Raw genomic sequence first — 25,704 nt, 5'->3', positions numbered from 1 at the left:
GTTGGGACAATGATCCGAGTGTCTGGACTCGGGAAGTACCCCCCGAATGGGGGAATGCTGTGGATACAGTCGGGGGATACAGTCTGAACTGAGCGTCTCGATCAGAGACCCGAGCCCGATAATGGGGTGGAGCCCTCCGGCCACGCGGTCTGATATGGACGCGACGGAAGCCGCACAAACTTGCGATCATCCGTCGCGTTTTCAGCAGATGTGTACATTGACAGCTTCAAAATGGCATTCATGACCGACACGTCCGAAGAAATGCGGACAAACCAGTGGTTCTGCTCCTTGCCTGCGCTCGAGCAGGAGGCACTTATCCAGCGAAGCGAATTGGTGACGATGCACCCCGGCGAATATCTGTTCCGCCGCGGCGATACGCCGATCGGCTTCTATGGTCTTAAGAGCGGCAGACTAAAAGCCTGCACGCTTCGCGAAGACGGCAAGGAGGCGATCCTGGCCGTCATCGAAGCCGGCAACTGGTTTGGACAGACCTCCATGACCGGTGGTCAGCCACGGCCGCGCGATGTCGTAGCCATCGAGCGATCGAGCGTCTTCGTGGTCAGAACACCCGCCTTTGACGGACTGATGCAGAGTCAAGCGTTCCTCCGGGCTATCGCCGAGTTGCAGTCCATCCACATGAATTGGCTCTATCGCCTGATCGAAGATGCCACCCTCCACTCGACGCGCGCGCGCATTGCCCGGCGCCTGCTGCTGCTCGCGTCGGGCGACGTGACAGCGTGGCCGCAGAGTCGCCAGGACGTCAGCATCTCCCAGGACACACTGGCCATGATGCTGGGCATCACGCGCCAGACGCTGTCGCTGGAGCTGAAGGCAATGGCCGAAAAAGGAGCGATCGCTCTCCGGTATGGTCGAATCGAAATATGTTCGAAGGACATCCTCTCGTCCTTTCAGGACTATCCGTGATCGCTCCCGCCGGCACGCGCTCGAGCCGTTCGTCATCCCGCAGGCAGACTAGAACGTATGCCGTATACCGGCCATGATGCCTAGCTGGTTCGTGCCGTATGCCGAACTCAGGGCGTTGATCCCCTGGAACTGGGCGCCCACCATTCCGCCGCGGTACAGCGAGTAGTCGGCTTCCAGATAGGTATCCGTGCGTTTGGACCAGTTATAGTCCGCGAGCAGTTGGAATTGCGTCGCGTTGCCGTCGGCCGTTTGCGTCTTCCCGGTCTGAATCGTGCGCCATACATTCGCAGAAAGGTGAGTCGCATTCCCTATCAGTTGCGTCACCCCGCCAAAAAACATTTGCCGGGAACTGAATGTATTGAATTTCAGCGCGGACAACTCCGGCGGGGTGAATGGACCGTTAGGGAAATTGCCGACAAACCCGGCATCCTGCCTGTTCACGGCCCAGCCGGCATTGACTGTCGTATCGCCGAGCGAGTACGACCCGCCAGCAGTCCAGGATTTGAAGTGCGCGGAACCGTTCACGGCGTCGCGCGAGTCCAGGTATGCGGCAGCCAGACGCAAGGGTGCGCCAGGCAAATAGAGAATCGATGCCCCAATCTGACTTCCCGAACCAAATGCGCCTGCATTGCCACCAAACGCATACGACACCTCAGCCGTGAGGGATTGCCATCGCGCCGCGTACTTGACCATGTTGCTGGTCCACACGCCCTGAGCCATCATGACTTCTGGCCGAAACTGGTAGAAGGTCGGCAGCCATGCATTGGTCACGAAGGCGCCCACAACAGCGTCGGTAAGCGGGTTGATCTGACGGCCCATGGTCAGCTTTCCGTAACTGCTCGACTGCAGGCCAACAAAAGCCGTATTGAAGAACGGATAGGCAGGGTCGGTCGCCCCGGTGTTCGGGAAAAAGCGATTCTCCAGCTGGAATACGACCTTCGTTCCGCCACCAATGTCTTCCGCTCCCTTGAATCCCCAAAGACTCTCGTTTGCGCCGTTGGCGAGCTGCACACGAGAATCGCCTTGCGGATCCGCATGAGTCGTGTAGCGAATTCCTTGATCGACGACGCCGAAAAGCGTGACCGACGACTGCGCGGCCGCCGAGACGGAGTACAGCGTCGCAGTAGACATGATGGCCGCCAACAGGCCGGCCTTGTGTCGATGCCGCTCTTTTCCAGCCAATCTCCTTACCTTCGTCATACAAAGACTCCAATTTTATGATTATGTCGCACTACGAACTATATGAACCCTATTTACGGCTCATTCATTGCCGGCTGAGTACACGCGCTTGAGTTCTTCTTGTTGCGTGACTCGATGGGCCGACATGACTTGATCCGCCTGCCGGCTCGACGAGAACCTCACCCTCTGACGGCACCCACTCCGATCAAGGCGTTGTGTCCACAACCACACGGTGCCCGGAAACGTTGACCACAACTGCCAGAAAACTTACTTTGCGCGCCATGAACGCGTCGGCCACTGCGCCGCGCCTTATTCCGCCGCGTTGACGAGGCGTGCGGGATAACCCTGGCGGTGTCGTGAAAACACATCGCGCGGGCAACGGATCAATCCAGCCGGTGAGCTTCGGATCAAGCGTGTCGACTCCGCGCCTCCTCTTCCTGCAGTAGCCGCCACTGGATCTTTCCGCTCGCGGTGCGGGGCAAGCTGGCGGCAAACTGAATGACGCGCGGAACCTTATAGGACGCCATGCGCTCGCGAGCCCACGACACAATTTCGTCTTGCGTCGCGCGCTCACCGTTCCGAAGCACGATGACCGCCTTGACCGACTCGCCTCGACGCGGATCGTGAGTCGCAATGACACACGCTTCCTGTACGGCGGGATGTTCGAACAGCATGGCCTCGACCTCGGCCGGCCAGACTTTGTAGCCGGAGGCGTTGATCATGCGCTTGAGCCGGTCGACGATGAAGAAGTATCCGTCCCGATCTACATAGCCGAGATCTCCCGTGCGCAAGTAGCGCTTCCCGTCGATCAGAACGAATGCTTCTCGCGTGGCTTCGGCCGATTTCCAATACCCGTCGAAGACTTGAGGTCCGCTGACGAGAATTTCGCCTGTTTCTCCTTCGCCGAGAGGGTCGAGCGTCTCGGGATCGACGACGAGTGAATCCGTGCTGAAAACCGGCACCCCCATGCACTGTTGCTTGCTTTGCTTCGGCGGATTGATATGGGTCGCCGCCATCGTCTCGGTGAGGCCATACCCTTCCACGTACGGGATGCCCCAACGCGTCTCTATCTGCTGCGCGACAGCCTGCGGCATCGCGGCACCGCCGCCGCTCAGGTACGCAATAGAGCTCAGGTCGAACCTGTCGACGTCCGCCAGATTCAGCAGGTCGATGAGCATCGTGGGAACCATGATCCATGTGCTTACGCGGTGGCGTTCGATCACGCGCGCGGCACATTGCGCGTCCCAGCGGGTCATGATCGCCATCGTGGCGCCGATGTAGATCGGCATATTCATGCAGTTCTGCATGCCGGTGACGTGAAACAACGGCACGGAGCACAGCATCACGCTCTCGCTCGCGAGGCTCGGCCATTCAGCGCACGAGACCGTTGAATGCATGACGCTACGATGTGTATGGATGCACCCTTTGGGGCGACCGGTCGTGCCGGACGTATACGGAATGACCGCCAGATCCTCGGGCCGGGATTCGTGGCCGCACGGAATACACGCGCGCGAGAGCGCATCGTTCCAGCCGATGAGGGCAGCATGACTGTCTATGGACTCTGCATGGGGCTGCAGCCCGGACGATGTCAGAACGTCGGGCAGCGGCAGATCGGTCTGGTCGCGAAGATAGTCGGCATAACGTGCAGGGATCACATAGTCCACGTGCCGGCCCAACAGCGGCCGTACGTGCCCCATGAGTTCTTCACCGACGAACGCGACCCTAGCCCCGCTATCTTCGAGTATGTGTTGCAGCTCCGATGTCCGGTTCATCGGATTGACGGGCACGACTACCGCATCCGCGCGCAGCACCGCATAAAAGGCGATGACGAACTGCGGACTGTTCTGCATGTACAGGACGACGCGGTCACCGCGGGCGATGCCGCAGTGCTGCTGCAGAAATCCCGCCATTGCATCGACTTCAGATCGCAATTGCCGGTAGCTTACGGTACTGCCGTAGTAAAGGATCGCAGCCTTGTCCGGATGGCGGATCGAGGAGGCTTCGAGATTGGTGTACAGCGATGTCTGCGGCACGGATAGTTGCCGCGACACGTCGGTCAGCCGACGCGTTGATGTTGCCGTCATATCTACTCCGGGCATGAAACGAAATGCAGTGAGATGGCGTAGCGCCTTGAAACCGATTGCTTGCGTCACGGGCAAATCGCCCGTGACGCAAGCAGGATCTGCTCACGGCAGCGACGCGTAAGCAGGTTGTCGTGTCCGTTCCTGGCGACGTGCGCGAGGCGGATGCGTCTCGCTACTTCTGAAGGAGCTGGCGGCTCCACCAGCCGATTTCTTCGAGCGTCTCAGCGGTTTCCGGCAAGAACGGGAAGAGCGTGAAGACGTGAACCGAATCGGCCACCATCTTCAATTGCACGTTCGCGCCGGCTGCCTTTGCCCGCTCCGCAAAACGAGTCGTGTCGCTTTCCAGTACCTCGCCCTCCACGGCCGAAAGGAACACCGGCGGAAGGTCGGCGAGATCCGCGAACAGCGGCGACACCATCGGATCGGTCGGCTCGTGGCCCTGGAAGTAGGACGCGACGAGGTTGGAAAGCGTCTCGCGATTCGCGGCCGGGTCGTCGCCCGAATTCGCCTTGACGGAGGGGCCGCTCAGCGTGAGGTCGGTGAGCGGGCAGATCGCAATGACGCCGCCTGGCAACGGCAGGCCGGCGCGACGTAGCGCAGCAGCCAGCGCCAGAGCCAGGCCGCCGCCGGACGATTCTCCGCTCAGGAAGACCGTCGACGGATCGACGCCCGCAGCAAGCAAGCCGCGATAGGCGCTGAATGCGTCATCGAATGCCGCCGGATACGGATGCTCGGGCGCGAGGCGGTAGTCGACCGTGTAGCACGGACCGTTCAGCGCGTGTGAGAGACGGCTTGCGTATTCAACCGAGCTCTTCGCCGAACCCAGCACGTAGCCGCCGCCATGGAAGTGCAGTACGGTCGCCTTCTGCCCTGCTCCCGGCGCAACCACGCGCAACGCGCTCACGCCGTCAAGATCGACGTCTGTCACTTCGGTGCTTGCCGGCGCCGGGAACTGCTCCAAAAGGAACCGTTCGTAGGCTGCACGCTGCCCCCGGTCGCCACGCGCGATGTCATCCGGCTTGAACACACCCTTCCAGAGATCGAAAGCGCGCTGGCTCTCGGGGCGTGCCATCCGCTTTCCTTCGCGTGCCGCGCTCAAACCCACCACCTCGCCCGGCGGCAGTTTGACGGCCTTAAGGATGTCGTGCCCCCAGGCGAACGACCACGAAGCCTCGGCCAGCGGATCGATACGCGAGAGTCCCTTCAGCCGTCCGTTCCGCTGGCGTACCCGTGCCTCGTCGGGCTCATGGGCCCAATCGACGACAAAGCGCGCGCCCGCCTGAATCCGCGTCGTACGCGGCTGGCGGCGCCGTTCGTATTCCAGCAGCGCGTCCTGAACGCCGGCCGGGCCATGGTTCTTGAGACAGGTGGCAAGGACCCACGCATCTTCGATCGACTGGCAGGCGCCTTGCGCAAGATAAGGCACCATCGCATGCGCGGCGTCGCCGAGCAGCGCGATCCGTCCGGTGGCCCAGTGTTCAATCGGATCCCGGTGGTACATCCCCGTGATGAAAGTCGAGTCGACGGCTTCCAGCATTTTCTGGACGGTCGGCTCGGAACCTTCAAACGCGCGGCGCAGTTGCGCGACGTCGCCTGCTTGCGTCCAGGACTCGCGGCTCACTTCGGTTGCCGGCACCGACGCGAGAACGCTGTAGAGGTCCGGGCGAACCCAGTACGAGACGATATTGCGGCCAATGCCGAACCAGTTGTTCCCCGCCACCGGCAGGTTCAGCCCACGAAGCCGGTCTGCCGGAATCAGCGCGCGCCACATCAGGATGTTGGCGAACTGTTTCTCCTCGGGTCCCCGGAGGGCCGTCCGAACGGCGGAGTGAATGCCATCCGCGCCGATCACGGCGTCGGCACGAATCACTTCGCCGTCTTGCAGGGTGACGTAGGCGCCCTCGTCGTCCTGCGACACCGACGCGCATTGCGCACCCAGCCGGACCACCTTGGGCGGCAAGGCCTTCGCGAGCAACTCGATCAGATCGGCGCGGTGGACGTTGTAAAGCAACGCGCCATAACGTGCCGCTGCTTCCTCACCGAGCGGGGCGTAGTACAGGCGGCGTCCCGTCGACAACTCGAGGTAATCAAAGCCAGCCGGCACGGTCGCAATGCTCGCCAGCGCCGGCTCGAGCCCCAATTCCCGCAGCACGATCGTGCCGTTCGCAGCGATCTGGATGCCCGCGCCGACCTCGGTCAGTTGCGGCGCGCGCTCCAGTACAATCGGCTCAATACCGTGGCGCAGCAACGCCAGAGCGGTTGTGAGCCCACCAATGCCTCCTCCAACAACGATCACTTTCATGCTAAGTTTCTCCAACTGGGTTAATTAACCCAGTGTAGTTAATTAACTCGACACGGTAAAGTAATGATGATGCCAGGGAAAACCCTTCGCTCGGATGGGGCGGAGACACGAATTCGCTTAAAAGAAGAAGCTCAGCGCCTGTTCGCGCTACGCGGATTGGACGGCGTGTCCGTGCAGGACATCATCTCCGCCGCAGGGCAGCGCAACAGCGCCTCGCTGCGCTACTACTTCGGGAACAAACTGGAACTGGCCCGTGAGCTGGTCGTCGACGGCGCGCGCCTGATCGACGAAGATCGTCAGGCGCGGCTCGACAGACTGGATGTAGAGGCGGGGATAAACGTGCGGGCGGTATTAGGCGCGCTGCTCTTTCCGATGCTTGAGCTAGCGGATCGTACGGGTCAAGCGACGTACATCCGCATGATCGCCAACTTGCAGTTGAACAATCGCGCGTTCTTGCGGGAGGCGCTGGAAAACAAGTGGAATCTGGGCTATCAGCGTTGCAACGACCTGCTTCGGAATCTGCTTGCCGATATTCCACCGGCAATCGTCGATCACCGGCTGTCGCTCATCAGCATCTACGGCAATGCCTCGCTGGCAGCGTGGGAAGCGAGTCGGGACAGTGGCGATTCGGGCGCGCTCTGGTCCCCACGATACGCGGTGTCCAGCTTGATGGACAGCTTTGAAAGCGTACTCACTGCGGAGCCATCGGAAGAGACGCGGTCCTTGCTGGGGGGATCTGACGGCCAGCGTTAGTCAGTGGTCACGACAACGCACTGGAAACCCAAGGCTCCCTTCGCAAGGTCACGCTGTCGACCCGAGTTCACGCTTTAGCTGTCGACCGGAGTTGGCGCATTAGCACTTACTCCGGTCCCACGCAGCGCGCTCGGGTCCCATGCAAAGCTTTGAAACTGCCGCTATACGTTACACCGACGCCGTCAGGTAGGGATTCTCCTTCCCCGGCTCATAGGGCTGCGCCTTGAGTTCCATGCGTGCAATGCTCTGCAGGTGAACCTCGTCCGGGCCATCCGCGAAGCGCAACGCACGGCCCCACGTCCAGCTATCGGCCAATGGCGTGTCGGGGCTCAGACCCATCGCGCCAAACACCTGCATCGCCCGATCGCAAACGGCGGTGTGAACACCCGGCACGAGCGCCTTGATCATCGAGATCTCCTTGCGCGCCGCCTTCGCCCCCACGTTGTCGATCATCCACGCGGCTTTGAGAACAAAGAGCCTCGCCTGATCGATTTCGATTCGTGACTTCGCGATCCATTCGGCGACCGTCCCATGCTTAAACAGCGGCTTTCCGAATGCCGTGCGCGCCTGGGCCCGCTCCACCATCAACTCGAGCGCCAATTCCGCGGCGCCGATCGAACGCATGCAGTGGTGAATCCGTCCCGGTCCGAGACGCGCCTGCGCGAGCGCAAAGCCGCTACCCTCTTCGCCGAGGAGATTCGACCGGGGTACGCGCACGCCTTTGAACTCGATTTCGCAGTGCCCTTCCGGCGCCACATGATTGACCACCGAGATATTGCGGATCACTTTGACGCCGGGTGTATCGCGAGGCACGAGAATCATGCTCTGCTGACTGTGACTCGGCGCGTCCGGATCCGTTTTGCCCATCACGATGAAGATCTCGCAATTCGGGTGGGCGGCGTTCGTGATGAACCACTTGCGGCCGTCGATGACATAGTCATCACCGTCACGACGAATCGACGTCGTGATATTGGTCGCGTCCGAGGAGGCCACAGCCGGCTCCGTCATCGCAAACGCGGAGCGAATCTTGCCGTCGAGAAGGGGCTTGAGCCACTGCTCGCGCTGGGCCGGCGTGGCAAACATATGGAGCAACTCCATATTGCCCGTGTCCGGCGCATTGCAGTTGAACACCTCGGAAGCCCACGACACCCGCCCCATGATTTCAGCGAGCGGCGCGTACTCGAGATTGGTGAGGCGGGTACCGGGCTCGTCATCGCGCAGATGCGGCAGAAACAGGTTCCAGAGCCCCTCCTCACGCGCCTGCTCCTTCAAGGTCTCCATAAAGGAAACCGGATATTGACCCGCACTCACTTCGTCGTGCCACTGCCGGATGCGCGGAACGATATGCGTGTCCATGAACGTACGCAGCTGTGAGCGCAGCGCTTCGACTTTCGGGCTGTATGCAAAGTCCATTTTTACTCTTCCAGAATCGTGATTCATGCCGTCGACGCATGGGTCAAGCCCGTGCGTCGACCCCTTGACTAGATCGTCAGTCCACCGTCAACGACGATGCACTCTCCATTGGTATAGCTCGCAGCATCGGACACCAGGTAAAGCACGGTCCCCGCCATCTCGCGAGGTTCCGCGTGACGCCGCAGCGGGATGCGCGACATCCAGCTTTCGTACGTGCCCTGATCGGCGAAGAGTGCCCCCGCAAAGCGGGTTTTGGTCAATCCGGGGAGCAGCGCATTCACGCGAATTCCCAACGGCCCGCACTCCTTCGCGAATGCCCGCGTCATGTTGACAACGGCCGCTTTGGTGATCGAGTAGATTCCCTGCTTGTCGCCAGGCTGCAAGGCATTGACCGAAGCCGTGTTGACGATCGCACCGCCACCGTGCTCCCGCATCAACTTGCCCGCTTCCACGGACATGAAGAAGTAACCGCGCAGATTGACTTCCACCGTCTTTTCGAAGGACAACAGATCGGTGTCGAGAATATGGCCAAAATACGGATTCGCCGCCGCGTTGTTGACGAGGATATCCAGACGGCCATGCTGTGCACGAATATGCGCAAAGATCGCGTGAATGTCCTCGACGCGCCCGACATGGCACGCTTTGGCTTCCGCGTTCCCGCCCGCTTCGCTGATCTCGCGTGCCACAGATTCGCAATCTTCCAGCTTGCGGCTCGACACAATCACGTGGGCACCCTGCTCGGCGAGCAGTTTGGCGATCTCCTCACCGATACCGCGGCTCGCGCCCGTCACCAGCGCAATCTTCCCTTTCAGGTCAAACAAATTAGTAGTCACAATCAGTCTCCATCCTTCTACGTTTCCGTGTTTCCTGCCTGCCTTCAGATCAGGTCCATGCCCATCTTCGCCAGCACTCCAGCCATCTCCCCCACCTGCCGGGCCTTTTGATTCGATGCGTTACCGCTCAAGGCCCGTTTCTTCACGCCCTGTGCGATAGCGGCGAGTCGGAAGAAGCTGAACGCCAGGTAGAAGTTCCAGTTCTCAATCGATGAAATGCCCCGGAGCTCGCTATACCGCTCGACAATCGACGCCTCGTCCGGCACCCCCAACGCCCCTCGATTCAGGCCCGCGAGTCCGGCGATATGACTGCCGGGCGGAAGCCGCAAACACATGCAGAAGTACGCGATGTCAGCCAGAGGATTGCCGAGCGTGGAGAGCTCCCAGTCGAGAACCGCGCGAACTCGCGGTTCGCCGCGCATGAAAATGAGGTTGTCGATACGGAAATCGCCGTGCACAAGCGAAGGCTTGCCGGTTTCCGCCGGACAGTGGGCAGGCAGCCACGCGATCAGCGACTCCATCGGCTCCAGGGTATCGGTCTGCGCGGCGCGATATTGCCGGGTCCACAGGTCGATCTGACGCGCGAAATAGTCGCCCGGGCGGCCGTAGTCCGACAATCCGGCTTCGTCGATATCCACGTCGTGGAGAGCCGCCATCGTGCCGAGCAGTGCGTCGTAGATAGAGCCGCGCTCCTCGACGGGTACTTCAGGCAGCGCCGGATTCCAGAAGATTCGCCCGTCTTCGTAGCTCATGACGTAAAACAGGCTACCGATAACGTCACGGTCCTCGCAAAGGTGATACGCACGGGCGACCGGGACCGCTGTTCGGCCAAGCGCCGACAGCACGCGAAACTCACGATCAACGGCATGGGCGGACTTGAGCAGTTCGCCGGGCGGTTGACGCCTCAGCACGTAGTGACCGCTTTGCGCCTTCAAAAGAAACGTCGGATTGGATTGTCCGCCGGGAAATTTCTCGACGGACAACGGCCCTTGAAACCCAGGGACGTGCACCGTCAGATAACGTGTGAGATCTTCGGTGTCGAATTGAAGATGGGCATTCATGTAAAGATCAGCCGTAAGTGACAAATTCACGCCTCTCGGCATGTTCGAGATGAGGCACTGAATTGAAGCTGACTAGCGACATCGCGTCGTCGTTAAAGACATATTGGCAAACGCTGCTGTTTCGAATCTGCAGGTTCAGTGCAATCGCGCTCGCAGCGGGCGCCTGCAGAACCTGCTGTGCCGTTACCGCGATCGGACCACCCGAACTCACCACCAGAACGCGCCTGCCGCCAGCCCGCTGGATGTCGAGGCGCGCGCGCTGGACACGCGCCTGGAATTGCTGCCATGTCTCTGGAACACGGCCCGGCAAGCGGTCATCGGCCCAAAGCTGCAGCACTTGCCGGAGCCCTTTGTAAAAGTCCTTCTTTGAACTTGCCGGCGACAAACCTGACGGCAAGCCCGCTTCGCCGAGGGCTCCGAACAGGGCCTCGAAATCGTATTCGTTCAGACCCGCGTCTTGCGCGATCTCGACTTGCGGGTCACCCATGGCGGCGAGAATTCCATCGGCAGTTTGCCGATGCCGCTGCATCGTGCCGATGACAACGCGATCGAACCGCAAGTTCGCCTGCGCGAAGTACTCGCCGAGCCAACCTGATTGGGTACGACCGGAAGGAGAGAGTTCGTCATAGTTTTCGGCGCCGAAAGACGCCTGACCATGCCGTACAAGATAGAGTTCTGCCATGCCATCCTCGCTTCAACATGACTAGCAGAATACCCAGTGCCGCGACATTCAGGAAATTGATTGTTGTGATAGTCCGCTATAAGTTTTCGTGACACCTGGCGCGTAGACCCCGTACGCCCCACAAGCCCCGGCTACTGGTGCATTTCACGCATGAGGCGGCCAATCTGCTCGCGCAGCCAACGATGAGCCGGGTCCCCGGTCACGCTTCGATGCCAGTAGCAATGAGACTGAAGATCCGGAAGATCGAACGGCAGCGCCAGGATTCGCGCGTCATACCGCTGGAGCAGCACAAGTGGGGCCGTGAGGACGAGATCGGTTCGCATCGCGATCAAGGGGGCGACCAGATAGTGTTGAACCCGCGTCTGAATCGATCGCCGGAGACCCAGCCTGTTCAGTTCCGCGTCGACGAGACCCGACCCCTGGGGGCGGCTGGATACGTGGATATGACCGAACCTGAGGTAGTCATCGATCGTCAGTTTCTTTTTTGTGAACGGATGGTCGTGGCGCAGCATGCATGCATAACGGTCGCGGCCCAGCGGCTCCTGCTCGAGGTAGGGGTCATCAATCAGCGGCGCGTCGATCGCGAGATTGACCGCCCCGCTGGCTAGCGCTTCCGGAACCTCTCTGCGCGTCGTAAAGTAGCTTTCGATGCGGATGCCGGGCGCCAGTTGCTGCAATACCTCCTCCAGTGCCGGCAGAAGGAGTGCCTCCGTGAGGTCGGTCATGCTAAGCCGGAACGTACGCTCCGACGAGGCGGGATCGAAGCGCCCTCCGACGTGGGTGCTCGAGTCGAGCAACTGCAGCGCCTCACGAACCTGGCCGATGATGTTTTCCGAAGCGGGCGTCGGCATCATGCCGGCCGACGTACTGACGAAAAGCTGATCGTCGAATGCCTTGCGCATCCGCGCCAACGCATTGCTGACAGCAGGCTGGGTGATGAACAGCATCTCCGCTGCGCGCGTCAGGTTTCGCGTTCTGTAGACGGCTTCGAAGACCACGAAGAGATTCAGATCAACCTTGGACAGACGCATTCTCGAATTCCCCGACGCCACTCAAACTGGTTTCCCTACTCCTTTTGTTCACGCGCAAATATCGGCGCAAAGCGACGATCGGCGTGGTATCACGGAGCAACCCCGGCGAGTCTACTCCCGCCGGGGCAAGACAGCCAAACAGGGAAATGAGGACATGTCGCGCGCGCTTATCCTGCGCTTCTGCGCGATCGTCGAGAGCGTGATCGCGCCGTCTGCCCGCCCCGCTTACCGCCTAAGTCCTATAAATTTTCGCGGATCATGGCGAACACGTCGGCGGACTGCCCCTGCAGCATGGCTTTCGCGGAATACAGGACCATTCCGTAAGCAGAACCCCACTCGAACTTCGGCGGCATCACGAGCGTCATCGTGTCGACCTTGACGTTCAGAAGCGCGGGGCCGGGTTGGTTCAACCATGTGATAACGGCCTCTTCGAGCTCGTCGGCTTTCGACACCGTGCGCCCCCACAATCCCATCGCCTCGGCGACCTTGCCGAAGTCCGGATTTTGCAGGCCCGTGTAGAGCGGGAGCATGCCTTCGGACTTCTGTTCGATGTCGATAAATCCAAGCTTGCCGTTGTCGAACACCACCACCTTGACGGGCAGCTTCTCCTGCACGACCGTCATGAGCTCACCGAACAGCATGGCGAGACCGCCGTCGCCGGACATGGAGATCACCTGGCGTCCGGGCTGGCACTTCTGCAGCCCCATTGACATCGGCAAGGCCGCCGCCATCGTGCCGTGGAGCAGACTCGAAAACACCCGGCGTTTTCCGTTCGTCTGGATATGCCGATAAAGCCAGACAGTGGGCGTTCCATCGTCGGCGCAGAAGAGTGCATCGCTGGCTGCATACCGGTTGATCAACTCGGTCAGATAGATGGGCGGAATCGTTCCGCGGTTCGACGCGACGGCCTTGGACCGGTGGGTTTCCAGCGCGCTGGCATGCCGCTCGACGAGCTTGTCGCCGAACTCGGTTGACGTGCGCGGCTTGAGGCGCGGCAACAACGCCTCCATCGTGGCCTTGATATCCCCGACCAGCCCTAACGTAACCGGATGCCGGCGGCCGAGATGATCGGGCGCCATATCGATCTGAACAATTTTGGCCCTCTCCGGATAGAACTGCCGCCACGCGAAGTCGGCGCCCAGCAACAGCAAGGTCTCGCATTCGGATACCGCCAGATAGCCCGCTTCGCCGCCGATAATACCGGTCATGCCGACGTTGTACGGGTTGTCATGTTCCAGCGCGTCTTTTGCGCGGGACGTATGTGCAATAGGCGCCTTGAGCTGCTCGGCAACCGCCAGGATTTCGGCGTGGGCGCCACGGCATCCCGAGCCGCCATAGATCGCGATCTTGTCGCCGCCCGAATTGAGGATGTCGGCGACACGGTCGAGGTCCGCGTCACTCGGCCGGACAACGGGCACATTCGTGTGGACCGAATACGGGACCTCATCGCTCGTATTGGCATGCGCGATGTCGACCGGAACGATCAACACAGCGACGCCACCCTTTGCAATGGCGGTCTGACAGGCAATCACGGTTTTGCGGCGCGCCTGCTCCGGCGTAATGATCATGTCGCAGAACACGCTGCACGATCCGTAGATCGCCTTGAAGTCGACTTCCTGCGGAAAGTTAAAGCCAAGTTCCTCGCTCGCGACCTGGGTTGCGATCAGGATAACCGGCGCCCGATTGCGGTTGGCATCCACCAGGCCGTTGATGAAGTGAAGGCTGCCAGGGCCGCAGCTTCCCGCCACGGCGGTGAGGTTGCCGGTCAGCATGGCTTCGGCTTCGGCGGCGAACGCCCCCGCCTCCTCATGGCGCACATGGACCCACTCGATGTCGCTCTCGTTGATGTGGTGAGCGATGAGATTCAGCGTGTCCCCCACGATCCCGTAGCAATGCTTGACGCCCGCCGCGGCGAGCGTGTCCACAATGACTTCCGCAACTTTTTTGCTCACGTCTGCTCTCCTGAAGGTGCTCCACGCATGAAATGATCCGCCACCGTTATGAACCGCAGGCCGCAGTTCTTAACCTCCGGCCGCACTGAGTTCATCGGTTTGACGATTCACTTATCTTGCATGGACGCCCTATCAGCCGATATCACCCCGCCGGGGGATCGACACTCTGACGGCTCCCCCGTGCCTCACGCCTGAAGCATCCATCAGCTTGTTGAAAAAGCGAGCAGACGCCAGCCGATCTGACCGCCCCGCGGCAAGGAATTCGACAACCGTTCGAGCGTCGACATGAAATGGCGCTGTTGCACATCCGCCTGTTCGGCGTCGCCGCAGGCCTCGTGAATCGCGGCCGCCGTGCGGTGAAGCCGCCAGTCCGCCAGCGGGGTTTCGAATCCTGCCGTGGCCGCGAACGCGGCGTTGATGTGCTCGAGTGCAATGACCGGATCGCCACTCGCGAGCGCCTCTCGGGCAACGACTTCCCAGGCGAGAGCCTGCCACGTCCGGTCTTCGGTGGCGAGGGCGAGCCTGAGGAACACCTGGGCGCGCGATCGGGCGGTACGATAGTCGCCCGCCATCATCGCGGCCTCCGAGGTACCCCATTCGATTGCCAGTCGCCAGTACCAGTCGAACATGATGGGCGTGGCGTCCAGCTGTCGTTGCGCTTCCGCAAACAGCGCCGAGGCGCGTGCGCCGTTCTCCAATCCTATATACGCGAGGCCCGCGAGCACGATGCACGCACGGTGTTGCACGGGCAGCAGTGCGCCGGAGTCGGTTTCGACCGCCCGAGCGGACGAGTTTGAAGCCGGCACGAAGCGTTCGTACATTTCAATGACTGATTCGTAGTCCATCGTGTGCACGAGCAACCAACCCCGATAGACTTCGAGCGTGCGGGCCGCAAAATAGTCGCCATTCTCGTGGAACGAAGCCATACCCTGGTCGAACGATTCCATCGACCGGCCTAACTCGCCGAGGAAAAGCTGAGCCCACGACGTACCCAACCGGAGCATCCACGTCGCCCTCGCGAGGTCGAAGCCCGGATGTTCCACCGCATGCTCGAAGAGAATCTGGTAATTCGCCCGCACCGTCCCGAGCGCTTCGCGATACCGGGTGGAAATGATGCACAGCATGCTGTATTCCATATTCGCCCGGGCGATCGGCAAGGGATCCCCCGTCTCGCGCAGCGCACGCATCGCCGTCTCGCACTCAGTCAGATCGGCATGCGACCAGCCGTCGGTCCAGATACGGCGTACGTAGGCACTCACGCGCACCAGCGCACTGACGCGCAGGTCGGGATGCGATGCGCTCAGCGTCAGCGCTTCGTTTAGCATCTCGATGCAACGTTGCCTGTCGCTCCAGCTAAAGACGTAGGCGAGGCCGAGCATGGCGCGCAATTGCGCATCGAGCCGGCCAATCGTGCGTGCCTGTTCCTCCAGTTCGATCCAGGCGGCCTCGGCGCGCGGATCATGCGCTGCAGCGTAAAGCGATGCGCGCGCCTCGGCAAACTCAAAGCTTTTAAGCGGACGCAAATCAGCCGGCAACTTCGCGGTGAGCGAAGCGGCAAAGTCGAGAATCGACTGCGCCTCGCGATACGCAAAGCGAACCTTCGCGGTTTGCAGCGCCATGCGTAGATAGTCGATCGCCTTGAGCCAGTCTCTCGCGTCAGCGAAATGGTGTCCAAGCTCGTATGCCACCTCCGCTCTCTGATCGAGAGCATAGATCGCCTCGAGCCGTTCCGCGATTTGCCGATGCAAACGGGAGCGGCGAGTCAGCCCTTGACGTCCATAGAACGCGTGGCGAATGAGGGCATGGTCGAAACAGAACATCGCCGCCGCTTCCCCGTCGGGTAAGCGCTTCACTCCGCAACGTTGAATAAAGCGTTGGTTGCGCGCCAGCGCCTCGCAGAGATCGTCGAACTGCTCCGTCGACAGACCCGCGGCCTCGGCCACAGTCGCCGAAGAAAAGCAGAGCCCCGCAACGCTAGCGGCTTCAAGCAGATTACGCTCGTCGGCGCCGAGGCGCCGGATTCTACCCTCGAGCGTCCGGGTTATCGTGTGTGGCGCTGCCGCGCCGATCGTCGCCATCGGCGCCAGCGGCCGCCAGCCCGTCGCCGTCTTGCGGAGCATGTTGCGCTCCACGAGATCTGCGAGGGTCGCCCGCATAAACAGTGGATTCCCGCCGCAACGTTGCGCGATGAGATAAGACAGTTCTGCCTCGGCAGGGTCGGCGTGATCGCGATCTGTCAGCCACGCAACCACTGCGTCGCGCGGCAATGGTCCAAGCGCCAGCTCCCGGCATAGGCCCCTCAGCGAAAGCTCGTGGTGCAGTTGCTCGATGGGGTGTTCGGCCAGCGCCGCCTCGTCCTGCCGGTAAGTGGCGACGACCATCAGGCGCAGCGCGCCTGGCTGGCGCGCCAGCGCCGCCAGAAAATCGATGGTTGAGTAGTCGGCCCAATGAAGATCTTCGAATATCAGAAGTAGCGGTTGCGTCTGCGTCAGAAAGCTCAGCAAGCCCCGGATCTCCCGCAGCATGCGTTCGCGCGACGCGCCAGGGAGCTGCCGATGGAGGGACTCGCGCACATGACTCGCCACCTGGCCCGGGAGCTGCCATGCCCACGTGGGCGCCAGCGTCACCAGCGCTTTCACGACTTCGCTGCCGCCGGTTCCCTGGCAAAGTTGCCCGAGAGCCTGCAGAACCGGATAAAACGGTTCCGTGCCGCCATAGCCCTCGACGCAATGCCCTTCAGCGACCCACGCATCGTCAGGTTCGAACCGTTGGGCGGCAACGAACTGCTTGAGCAACGCTGTCTTGCCGATGCCCGGCTCACCGGCAACCACCACGACCTGGCCGCTTCCGGATCGGGCCAGGTCCATGGCTGCACTCAGTTGCTGCAGTTCGCTCGTGCGCCCGGCAAAGCGGCCGAAGCTCTCCTCGCTAACGGCCGGCACGGACTCCGTTGCAGGGACCCTGACGGGCGCGACAAAACGATAGCCGCGCCCGCGCAGGGTTTCGATGTAGCGAGGGCGCTGCGCGCTATCGCCGAGCCGTGCCCGGATCATCTGTATGTGGCTCTTCACGACTTCGGGCTGCACGTGCACATCGGGCCACACGGCTTCGAGCAGCGCGTCATGGGTAATCAGCGCACCGCGATTCTCGATCAGAAACCGCAACACGCCGAAGGTCTTGCGCGTCAGGTCGATCCGCTCGGGTGTCGAGTCGGAATCCAGCCGCCAAAGGCATTCGTTCGCCGTATCCAGACGAAAGCCTTCGAAACTGACCGAAGATAGCTTGCTCGAATGAGCCTTCATGCCAACCCTCTGAAGAACAAACGCGCCCGCCTGCCAGGACGAGACGCACACTTTTCCCGTCAGGGTAAGGCGTTCGAAATCCGGAAGGGTGATTTTCTGGTCCTGATTGGGTAATGGAATGCTCCAGTCAGCGTGACCCGCACCCGCAGTATAAAATCGCGGCAACCAAGTCGGGTTGCGGCTGCGTCGGAGAACCTAGGTGATCGATTTCCCACCCTTTCGGCTGGATCGAGTGAATCGATGCGTCTGGCAATGTGCGCCCGACGGCACGAGCCGCAGGCTCACGTTGGCGCCGCGCGCCTACGACATGCTGCAATACCTGATCGACCACGCTGGCCGGCTCATCACGCACGACGAATTCCTCGATGCCCTCTGGCAAAACGTGCATGTCCAGCCCGAAGTGCTGAAAGCCCACATGCTGACCATCCGCACGGCGCTCGGCGACGATCCCGCCCGTCCAAGGTTTATCGAAACCCATCGCGGCCGCGGCTATTGCTTCATTGCACCGCTCTCCGCCAGTTCCAGCACCGGCGCGCGCGAGGCAGACCAGCGCAGCCATGGCGGGTTCGTTGGCCGCAAGCAGCAACTGAACCGGTTGAAGACGCTGTTCGACGAGGCACGCCATGGCGCATCGCGCATCGTGTTCGTGGCGGGCGAACCTGGCATCGGCAAGACGACGCTCGTCAACCGGTTCCTGGACTCGCTCGATGGCGATGCCACTGTGTTGACGTCGCTCGGGCGCTGCGTCGAAGGCTACGGCGGCATCGAGCCTTACTACCCGGTGCTCGACGCGCTGACACAGCTGACCCGCAGCGAAGCGGGCCCGATGATCACCCGCACGCTCGTATCAATCGCGCCGACCTGGGCCCTCCAGATGCTGGGATCGGTGCCGCAGCAATACCGCGCTGAGCTACAGCATCAGGTGATCGGCGCGGCGAGCGGGCGCATGTTGAGGGAGATCTGCGAATTCCTCGAAGCGCTGTCGCTGGAGCGGCCGCTCGCGCTGGTGTTCGAAGACCTGCACTGGTCCGACTATTCGACGGTCGACATGCTGTCCGCGCTTGCCCGCCATCGCAGCGGCGCACGTCTGATGGTGATTGCGACGTACCGTCCGGAAGACGCCGAACTCGCGCAACACCCATTGTGCCGGCTGAACCGCGATCTGGGGCTGCAGAAGCTGTGTCACGACATCGTGCTGGAACCCTTGACCGAAGGCGCAATCGCCGAATATCTCACGGGCGGCCCGCGCGACGCTCGGCCCGACAGCGCGAACGGCTTCGCTCAGCTGGTGCGCGAGCGCTCCGGCGGCAACCCGCTGTTCATGGTCGCGACGCTCGATCACCTTGTCGAACAAGGCATCGCGCAATCGACGCCCGAGGGCTGGAAGCTGCATCTGTCACCCTCGGAAGTACGGCTGGAGGTGCCGCTCACGTTGAACCAGGTCATCGAGCATCGCATCCAGCGGCTGACCGACGACCAGCAACGCGCGCTCGAAGGCGCGAGCGTCGCCGGCCTCGCGTTTAGCGCGACCACCGCGGCGCCGGCCGCCGGCTTGAGCCAGGAGCATTTCGAGGATATCTGCGAGGCGCTCTGCCGTCAGGAAAGCTTCATCCGGCGCGAGCCGACGTCCACGCTCGAGGACGGGCTCGCCGCGAGCACCTACGCGTTCCGCCACACGATGTACCGGCAGACCTTCTACGAGCGGCAGGGTCTGCTGCGCACCACCCGCTCCCATCTGCGCGTCGCCGAGGCGCTCGAGGCGCTGTTCGCACCGGACGAGCGCGGCGGGGTCGCCGCCGAACTCGCCCAGCACTTCGCCGTCGCGAAACGTTGGGAACGTGCGCTCGGCTATCTGCGCATTGCGATCCAGACGGCGAAGAAGCGTCTCGCGTACAACGACGCGCTCGCGGTCCTCGACCGCGCGCTGATGTTCGCGGCCAACCTGCCCAGTGAAGCCCGCGCTGCGGCGGAAACGGAATTCCTCGAAGGGCGTGCTTCGATCTTCGCGGCGGCCCACGATTCCCGCGCGCGGGAAACCTGCGCGCAGCTCGCGGAGCGTGCCGCGCAACACGGCCTGATCGACATCCAGAGCCGGGCACTGATGAGCCTCGCGTATACGTATAGCTGGCGCGACCAGCTGCGCTGCAGCCAGATCATCGACGAAGCGCTCGCGCTCAGCGACCGGCAGACCAACCCGCAGCAGCAGGCCCGCACCCGCATCAGTTGCTACGTATGGCGAATGTGGGTGCGCGGCTGGTGCGCCGAAGACATCGCGCGGTGCGAGGCCGCGCTCGTCCCCCTGCGCGCCGGTGACGATCCCTACGCGACCGCCTGGTCCCTGTGCGAATACGCCATGGTCTGTCTCGTGTCGTCGCACTACCAGAAAGCCCAGGACACGATCGTCTCGAACTACCATTTCCTCGTCGAGAACGACGAAAACCGCCCCGAGTTCAACATGGCGCGCGCGACCTGGATGGTGCATCTGGGTGTGCCGTGGACGCAGCTCTATCTCGGCGAATTCGGCCGCGCGCAGCGCGAGTTCGACAAGGCGATCACGATGTTCGCGCACAACGGCAACCCGTACGGCGCGGACACGCTCACGCTCTATCGCTGCTGGGTGCAGTTCCACGCGATGGATTTCGAGGCCATGCTCCAATCCTGCACGCAGGTGCTGGCCGGCAAGTCGCCCGAACCGGGCAGCGGCAAATCGATCCTGCCGGCCGAATACCGGCTCTGTGTGCTGCTGACCGGGCTCGCACAGCTCGGCCTTGGCGATGCGCGCGCCGCGCGCGACGCGCTCACGCAGGTGCTGCAACGGATGGACACGCAGCCGGTGATCTTCGACTGGTACTGGCGTCTGCCGCTCGAATGGGGGCTCGCGGGCGTCGCACTCGCAGAGCGCGATCTTGATGCGGCGATCGCCCATGCCGACCGTCTCGTCGAGCTGGCGACCCGTATCGAAGAGCGCACGTGGCAAGGCTTCGCGTGGGAAATGCGCGCGCGGGTCGCGTGCGAACAGCATGACGCAAACCATGCGCTGCGCTGCGTGCAGCATGCGCTCGACGCAACGCGTGGTTACCAGACGCCGCTCGCGGACTGGCGCATCCATCGCACGGCTGCCCGCGCCTGCGAGTTGGCCGGCGACACGCAAGCGGCCAAGCGCCACGCAACACTCAGCAAGTCGATGAAGGATGCACTCGCCGCGACGCTGCCGTCGGGCCATCGTCTGCGCGAGACGTTCGAAGCGGGCTAGTCACCGGCGTGCCGGCATGACGACAGCCGGACGAGACCCAGACGGCTCGCCAGCGTCACCGCTTCAATCCGGTTCCTCACCGACAGCTTCGTGTACAGATGCTTCGCGTGCGACTTCACGGTCTCGGGCGCGATGCACAGTCGGATCGCGATCTGCTTGTTGGTCAGCCCGTGCCCCATCAGTCCGATGATCGCGCGTTCTCGCTCGCTGAGGCTCATGGCAGCCACGGAGCGTGCTATGTCCCGTGCCGTATCACACGCCGGTTGCGCATGGGCGGTGCCACGCCGGCGTCGCGACATCAATGCGCCTGCGTAGGGAAACAGCTCGCGGACGTCGCCGGCGGGCACGACCGAACCCCGCACCATCCCGTCGATCAGCTTCGCAACGCGCTCGCTGCAGTCGACGAGCGTCTGCTGCAACCCCACCGAAGCCGCCTCCGTCAGCAGCGTCACAAGCGCCTCGACCGCTTCATCGCGCAGCCCGGCGACCAGCAACGCTTCGACCAGCAACAGCGCGATCGCCACCGCGCCGTATCGATCGCGCCTCAGAAAGGTATCGCAGTGGAGCTGCCGCAGCGCCGCAACATCGACCGCGGCGGATACCTGGATGGGTGCCTGAGGGAACGCCTGAGCGAATACCGGGGAATGCGCCTGTGCGAGCGCAAGCCGCGCCTGAGCGAGCACGTGGTAGCGCGCGATCTCGAAACGCGCGCTGCTGCTCGCCGCGCCGCATTGCCCGGCCAGCACGGCGAGCCGTTGTGCGCAGAGCGCCGCCTGGTCGAGGCGATCCGCGGCCACGTGCATCTCGACCTGCTGCGCGAGGCTGGCAGCGCGCAGCCGCGGCCAGTTGCGCTTCATCCCAAGCGCGTCCGCCTCGGCCAGCAGCAGGAGCGCCTGTCCCGGTTGCCGCCGGTTCACGGCGATGCGAGCAAGCAGTCCGTAACCACGCACCGCGCCTTCGATCGCACCGCCCTGCCGGATTCCCGGCAGCCGTGCCGCGACCAGCGCCTCGCTCTCGGCGACGCGGCCCTGCTCGTACAGCACCTGCGCCATCACGCAGGCGGGCAGCGCGTCGATTGCCGCCGGACCGGTCCCGAAACGGCGCGCGACATCAAGCGCGTCGTCGGCCAGCAAGCGCGCGGCATTGAAATGCATCTGACCGAATTCGATCGCGGCGTCGAGCGCAAGGTCGAGCATCGTGGTGATCGCGCGCAGCCGGCCCGGCTGCCCGTCCGGCGCGCGGCGTTCCACCGCGTAGTAACTCTCGGGATCGCCGAGGCGCCAGTAAGCGCAGCGGCACACCGTCAGCGCGACGTGCGCGGTGGGCGTTGCGGTGCCGAGCCGCAGGGCGGAAAGCGCAGCGGCCAATGCTGCCCCCGCGTCGTCCTGCTGCATGAGCGCCGCGGCCCGCACGGCCGCGATCTCGCAACGCACCGCAACCGCAGCAGGGCCCGGCAATGGGCCGACCTGCCCTTCAATCCGCTGCGCGCTCAGCAGCGCTTCGGCGGCCTCGCAGCGGATCAGCATCTGCCACGCGCGCGCAAGATCCAGATGGATGCGCGCCACACTCACCGCAGGCGGTTCCCGGTCGACGCGCGTCAATACCTGAACTTTGTCGACGTACGCCGGCGCGGGCGCAACGGCATTAAGCGCCCACATCACGAGGGCTTCGGGCTGCGCCCGCGGCGGCGCCACGCGGGGATGAAGATGCCCCGCTTCCTGATCAGTCTCGCAGACAAATGCTTCGTTCATTCCACGCTCCGTCGGACACCCGATCGTCACAACCGCTTGACGAACACAGTACCGTCCAGACTAGAGATGACCGTCCGGAAAAGCGTGATGATTCGGTTCTTTTTTGGTAAAGGATGGGTTGTTGCCCGGTATTGGCCAGACTGCAACCGAAACGAAAGCGATCAATACCGAGATTTGTAATGCGCCAGTGATCAGCCGGGTGACACGCGCTCGACCTCTGAGGCCAGCATCATCGCGGCCGCGTTGACGGGCCTCGGCCGGCCCTGGCGCGGACGATAGACCGCGTCGCCGGCCTTGATCGGCGCACCCGACAACGCGCAGCGACCGCGCCGCCTCGAGACGCCCACCCTCCACGGCTGGTCGCCGTAGCGGCAGGACGTTGCGTCACACCAGTACACGACCACGATTTTCGCCGAAACGCGATCGAGCACGCGCACCACGCATTCGCGGTGCGCGTCGGTTTGCGCAGCCGGCACCTTTGCTGCTTCGAGGCCTGGCGCCAACCGGCTCGCGGCCCACTCCCACGAGCCCCCGTCGAGCAGGCGCAACGCGGCGCACCAGCATGCGTCATCCGCCAGATCGGTCTGCATGATCACACTCCGGTGTCGCCCCGGCGCGCGGCGATAGCCACGACCGGCTCCACGACCGGCCCCTCGCCGCGCATGCGGGTCCGCCAGCTGTTGGGCGGCTCGCCGACCATCCGCCCGAAGACGGTCGTAAAGTGCGCATGCGACCCGAAGCCACAACTGAGCGCGACGTCGAGCACGCTGAGCGCCGACGAGCGCAGCAGCATCTGGGCATGCTCGATCCTGCGCCGCAGCAGATACGCGTGCGGCGAATAGCCGGTCGTCGAGCGGAACTGCGCGGCGAAATGCATGCGGGTGAGTCCGGTGCTGGCGGCGACATCGGCAAGTCCGATCGGCTGCGCGAGATTCGCTTCGATGAAGTCGAGCGCACGCCGCAGACGCCACTTCGGCAGCGACGCCGCGCGCCGCGCGGACGGCGGCGTTTGCTCGGCAGCCCGTGCGACGAGGCGCGCGACGATCGCGTCGCAGACGCTGTCCGAGTCGAGCCGGCGGGACGCGCCGGCGACCGGCTCGGCTTCCTCGAGTGCGGTCCCACCGTCGGCGGCGAAATCTGCCGCCCCGTTGCCGCACGCTGCATTCGGTGTCTGCGTGAACATGTGCGCCTCCGCTGTCGATCGGAGTTGGCGCTTCAGCACTTACTCCGATCCCATGCAAAATGGTTGCTGTCGACGGTCCCCATCTTGCGCAGTCTGGCGGCGGCGCGACATCCCCCCGTCGGGTGAGCGCGACGGGAGCGGCATCCCTCGTTCGTCCGTTCTCAGGTCCCGCGACGCGGCTTGATTGCGCCCCCGGGATGGCGCTTCGCGATTGACGAGCGCAGCGCGGAATAGGCCGGCGCGACCATCGGGTAGTCAGCGGGCAGGCCCCACTTCGCCCGGTATTCGTCGGGGGTCATCGCGAAGTGGCGCTGCAGGTAGCGCTTGAGCGACTTAAGCCGGCGTCCGTCTTCGAGACAGACGAGATAATCGTCGCGCACCGAATCCTCGATCGACACCGCCGCCCGCTGCTGTGCGGCCGGTATCGACGTCGTGCGCAATGCCGCCAGCGCGGCGTAGGTGCTCCAGATGAACGCAGGCAGATCGGCCGCCGGCAACGGATTGCACGACACGAAGCTCGCCACGATTGCGGCGGTGAGTTCGATCAGATCGATATCCTCCGTCACGATCCGCCTCGACGGATCAACTGCTCCGGGTGGAACAGCGGCGTTGCCCGACGTGGAGTGCGGATTCCCGAAGCATCATGATTCTTCATGATTTGGCTCCATGACAGGCGGGTCATCGGTCGCGTTAGGGTCGGCAGGCACGGCGATCAATCCCCCGCAAGAGCGGTCGCCACGCTCGCACGGGCGACCGGCAGCAGCAACGAAGCCGGCGCGCTCGCCGTCTAGGGCCTGTTCGTACCGGCCGGGTCCCCCGGCAGCTCGTCGCTGCGATAGCCGCCACCAAGCGCGCGGGTCAGCACGATGCCCGCCTCGATCTCGTCGCCGGTCAGCTGCACGAGCTCGAGGCGCCCGACGATGACCGGCGCCTTCGCCTGCATCGCGGTCGTCCTGTCGCCGAGGCCGGTCTGGTAGCTTGCCTCGGCACTGTCGCTCGCGAAGCGCAACGCGTCGATCCGGTCATGCTGCAGATGCACGCGATGGTCGAGGTCGTCGATCTCGCTGCCGCTCTGCGCGACGTCGCGCACCGCGTCGAGCACCGCCTGGTCGTACTGCTCGATCAGCGTGTTGCTGGCCGTGCGCGCGCCGTGCAGGTTCGCGTTCAGGCGGCCGCCGTCGAAGATCGGCAGCGTGAGGCCGGGAATGAGATTGATCTGCTGGCTCGAATGCATGAACAGGTCGCGCATTCGCAGCGCGTTGAATCCGAAAAACGCGGTGATATCGAAGCTCGGGTAGAACGCCGCTTTCGCCGCATCGATCTTGTCGAACGACGCCTGTACCAGCCAGCGCATCGCCTGCAGATCCGGGCGCCGCGCGAGCAGCTCATACGACAGCGTCGACGGCAGCGAGACCGCCGGCGCCGGCAACGGCACCGGCGCGATCGGCGGCAGATCGTCGGGACCGGCGCCTGCCAGCGCACGCAGCGCCTCGCGCGCGTGGACGACCTGCTGCTCGCTCGACGCAATCTGCTGGTCGATCGCGAGAACCTGCGAGCGCGCCTCGGCGGTTTGTGTCAGCGCTTCGAGGCCGCGTTCGTGCCGCGCTGATCGCGTGTCGAGCTCGAAGGCGCGCACTTCGCGAAGCTGCCGCAACAGCTCGAGGCTCGCGTAGGTGATCTGGATGCTGTAGTAGAGCTGCGCGACACCTGCCGAGAGCTCGAGCTCGGCCTGCGCCGCCTCCGCACGCCGCGCGTTCTGCTCGCCAATCGCCGCGCGCACGAGGTCGCGCTGCTTGCCCCAGATGTCGATGTCGTAGTGCGCGTCGACGCCTACCAGCCCGGTCCAATACCACGGCCCGAACGCGCCGATCGCCGGGTCGTGCGACGCATACGCGCTGAGGAAACCGTGCCCCGAGACATGCTCGCGATCGGCTTCCGCCAGTGCGGACATCTGCAAACCGGACCCCGCGCGGATCAGCTCGACCTGCGCGTTGGCCTGCG

Annotated in this window: 18 protein-coding genes; 3 read left to right on the top strand and 15 right to left on the bottom strand. The window is 63.2% G+C overall.

The genetic code is table 11. The features are described 5' to 3' along the window. Nucleotides 1–231: 231 nt before the first annotated feature. Nucleotides 232–924, top strand: coding sequence for a Crp/Fnr family transcriptional regulator (locus GNZ12_RS36050; protein WP_235993992.1), 693 nt, complete (start codon nucleotides 232–234; stop codon nucleotides 922–924). A gap of 48 nt (nucleotides 925–972) precedes the next feature. On the opposite strand, the gene GNZ12_RS36045 is transcribed toward GNZ12_RS36050, so the two are convergent. The 3 genes from GNZ12_RS36045 to GNZ12_RS36035 all read right to left on the bottom strand — a co-directional run bounded on the left by GNZ12_RS36045 (nucleotide 973) and on the right by GNZ12_RS36035 (nucleotide 6,489). Next, nucleotides 973–2,055: a porin gene (locus GNZ12_RS36045; protein WP_235993991.1), complete on the bottom strand. Its 1,083-nt coding sequence runs from the start codon at nucleotides 2,053–2,055 to the stop codon at nucleotides 973–975. A 455-nt stretch (nucleotides 2,056–2,510) separates the two neighbouring features. Next, nucleotides 2,511–4,187, bottom strand: coding sequence for a long-chain-fatty-acid--CoA ligase (locus GNZ12_RS36040; protein WP_172316740.1), 1,677 nt, complete (start codon nucleotides 4,185–4,187; stop codon nucleotides 2,511–2,513). Nucleotides 4,188–4,359: 172 nt separating this feature from the next. Beyond that, nucleotides 4,360–6,489, bottom strand: coding sequence for an alpha/beta hydrolase fold domain-containing protein (locus GNZ12_RS36035; RefSeq protein ID WP_172316739.1), 2,130 nt, complete (start codon nucleotides 6,487–6,489; stop codon nucleotides 4,360–4,362). Nucleotides 6,490–6,552: 63 nt separating this feature from the next. On the opposite strand from GNZ12_RS36035, the gene GNZ12_RS36030 reads away from it, so the two are divergent. Beyond that, nucleotides 6,553–7,242: a TetR/AcrR family transcriptional regulator gene (locus GNZ12_RS36030; RefSeq protein WP_172316738.1), complete on the top strand. Its 690-nt coding sequence runs from the start codon at nucleotides 6,553–6,555 to the stop codon at nucleotides 7,240–7,242. Between the two features lie 168 nt (nucleotides 7,243–7,410). Here the strand turns inward: GNZ12_RS36030 and GNZ12_RS36025 are convergent, their stop codons facing one another. From GNZ12_RS36025 to GNZ12_RS35995, 7 genes are all read right to left on the bottom strand, one after another. Then, nucleotides 7,411–8,655 carry an acyl-CoA dehydrogenase family protein gene (locus tag GNZ12_RS36025; RefSeq protein ID WP_172316737.1) on the bottom strand — a complete coding sequence of 415 codons (1,245 nt, stop codon included), beginning with the start codon at nucleotides 8,653–8,655 and terminating at the stop codon, nucleotides 7,411–7,413. A 68-nt stretch (nucleotides 8,656–8,723) separates the two neighbouring features. Next, nucleotides 8,724–9,488, bottom strand: coding sequence for an SDR family oxidoreductase (locus GNZ12_RS36020; RefSeq protein WP_172316736.1), 765 nt, complete (start codon nucleotides 9,486–9,488; stop codon nucleotides 8,724–8,726). A 44-nt stretch (nucleotides 9,489–9,532) separates the two neighbouring features. Then, nucleotides 9,533–10,549 (bottom strand): phosphotransferase, encoded by a 1,017-nt coding sequence (locus GNZ12_RS36015; protein WP_172316735.1) that lies wholly within the window; start codon nucleotides 10,547–10,549, stop codon nucleotides 9,533–9,535. Between the two features lie 7 nt (nucleotides 10,550–10,556). Continuing rightward, nucleotides 10,557–11,231 (bottom strand): histidine phosphatase family protein, encoded by a 675-nt coding sequence (locus tag GNZ12_RS36010; RefSeq protein ID WP_172316734.1) that lies wholly within the window; start codon nucleotides 11,229–11,231, stop codon nucleotides 10,557–10,559. A 131-nt stretch (nucleotides 11,232–11,362) separates the two neighbouring features. Further along, a complete protein-coding gene (locus tag GNZ12_RS36005) occupies nucleotides 11,363–12,262 on the bottom strand; it encodes a LysR family transcriptional regulator (RefSeq protein WP_172316733.1) in 900 nt (299 codons plus the stop codon). Nucleotides 12,263–12,501: 239 nt separating this feature from the next. Next, nucleotides 12,502–14,214, bottom strand: coding sequence for a thiamine pyrophosphate-dependent enzyme (locus GNZ12_RS36000; RefSeq protein WP_172316732.1), 1,713 nt, complete (start codon nucleotides 14,212–14,214; stop codon nucleotides 12,502–12,504). A gap of 203 nt (nucleotides 14,215–14,417) precedes the next feature. Continuing rightward, nucleotides 14,418–17,516: an ATP-binding protein gene (locus tag GNZ12_RS35995; RefSeq protein WP_172316731.1), complete on the bottom strand. Its 3,099-nt coding sequence runs from the start codon at nucleotides 17,514–17,516 to the stop codon at nucleotides 14,418–14,420. Between the two features lie 199 nt (nucleotides 17,517–17,715). Between GNZ12_RS35995 and GNZ12_RS35990 the strand changes: the two genes are divergently transcribed. After that, complete coding sequence (locus tag GNZ12_RS35990) at nucleotides 17,716–20,769, top strand: ATP-binding protein (RefSeq protein ID WP_172316730.1); 3,054 nt, start codon at nucleotides 17,716–17,718, stop codon at nucleotides 20,767–20,769. On the opposite strand, the gene GNZ12_RS35985 is transcribed toward GNZ12_RS35990, so the two are convergent. From GNZ12_RS35985 to GNZ12_RS35965, 5 genes are all read right to left on the bottom strand, one after another. Next, complete coding sequence (locus GNZ12_RS35985; protein ID WP_172316729.1) at nucleotides 20,766–22,520, bottom strand: LuxR family transcriptional regulator; 1,755 nt, start codon at nucleotides 22,518–22,520, stop codon at nucleotides 20,766–20,768. The genes GNZ12_RS35990 and GNZ12_RS35985 overlap by 4 nt on opposite strands. Before the next feature lie 191 nt (nucleotides 22,521–22,711). Next, nucleotides 22,712–23,110, bottom strand: a complete 399-nt coding sequence (locus tag GNZ12_RS35980) for a DUF3331 domain-containing protein (protein ID WP_172316728.1) — start codon at nucleotides 23,108–23,110, stop codon at nucleotides 22,712–22,714. 2 nt (nucleotides 23,111–23,112) lie between these two features. Continuing rightward, a complete protein-coding gene (locus GNZ12_RS35975) occupies nucleotides 23,113–23,703 on the bottom strand; it encodes a helix-turn-helix domain-containing protein (protein ID WP_172316727.1) in 591 nt (196 codons plus the stop codon). A gap of 161 nt (nucleotides 23,704–23,864) precedes the next feature. After that, complete coding sequence (locus GNZ12_RS35970) at nucleotides 23,865–24,269, bottom strand: MucR family transcriptional regulator (protein WP_328806116.1); 405 nt, start codon at nucleotides 24,267–24,269, stop codon at nucleotides 23,865–23,867. Nucleotides 24,270–24,490: 221 nt separating this feature from the next. Further along, a partial coding sequence (locus GNZ12_RS35965) for an efflux transporter outer membrane subunit (RefSeq protein ID WP_172316726.1) occupies nucleotides 24,491–25,704 on the bottom strand: 1,214 nt, incomplete at its 5' end.

Source organism: Paraburkholderia solitsugae (assembly GCF_013177695.1).
In the GTDB taxonomy this organism is placed as follows: domain Bacteria; phylum Pseudomonadota; class Gammaproteobacteria; order Burkholderiales; family Burkholderiaceae; genus Paraburkholderia; species Paraburkholderia solitsugae.
Note: the sequence above shows the minus strand (reverse complement) of the source record. Positions and strands in the feature narration are given on the sequence as shown.

What these genes read in the sequence shown, in the direction of transcription:
- GNZ12_RS35980 (WP_172316728.1), bottom strand. Translation starts at nt 23,110, where the DNA reads ATGCAGACCGATCTGGCGGATGACGCATGCTGGTGCGCCGCGTTGCGC.
- GNZ12_RS36005 (WP_172316733.1), bottom strand. Translation starts at nt 12,262, where the DNA reads ATGCGTCTGTCCAAGGTTGATCTGAATCTCTTCGTGGTCTTCGAAGCC.
- GNZ12_RS36040 (WP_172316740.1), bottom strand. Translation starts at nt 4,187, where the DNA reads ATGACGGCAACATCAACGCGTCGGCTGACCGACGTGTCGCGGCAACTA.
- GNZ12_RS35975 (WP_172316727.1), bottom strand. Translation starts at nt 23,703, where the DNA reads ATGTTCACGCAGACACCGAATGCAGCGTGCGGCAACGGGGCGGCAGAT.
- GNZ12_RS36010 (WP_172316734.1), bottom strand. Translation starts at nt 11,231, where the DNA reads ATGGCAGAACTCTATCTTGTACGGCATGGTCAGGCGTCTTTCGGCGCC.
- GNZ12_RS36015 (WP_172316735.1), bottom strand. Translation starts at nt 10,549, where the DNA reads ATGAATGCCCATCTTCAATTCGACACCGAAGATCTCACACGTTATCTG.
- GNZ12_RS36045 (WP_235993991.1), bottom strand. Translation starts at nt 2,055, where the DNA reads ATGTCTACTGCGACGCTGTACTCCGTCTCGGCGGCCGCGCAGTCGTCG.
- GNZ12_RS35995 (WP_172316731.1), bottom strand. Translation starts at nt 17,516, where the DNA reads ATGAAGGCTCATTCGAGCAAGCTATCTTCGGTCAGTTTCGAAGGCTTT.
- GNZ12_RS36050 (WP_235993992.1), top strand. Translation starts at nt 232, where the DNA reads ATGGCATTCATGACCGACACGTCCGAAGAAATGCGGACAAACCAGTGG.
- GNZ12_RS35985 (WP_172316729.1), bottom strand. Translation starts at nt 22,520, where the DNA reads ATGAACGAAGCATTTGTCTGCGAGACTGATCAGGAAGCGGGGCATCTT.
- GNZ12_RS36030 (WP_172316738.1), top strand. Translation starts at nt 6,553, where the DNA reads ATGATGATGCCAGGGAAAACCCTTCGCTCGGATGGGGCGGAGACACGA.
- GNZ12_RS36035 (WP_172316739.1), bottom strand. Translation starts at nt 6,489, where the DNA reads ATGAAAGTGATCGTTGTTGGAGGAGGCATTGGTGGGCTCACAACCGCT.
- GNZ12_RS36025 (WP_172316737.1), bottom strand. Translation starts at nt 8,655, where the DNA reads ATGGACTTTGCATACAGCCCGAAAGTCGAAGCGCTGCGCTCACAGCTG.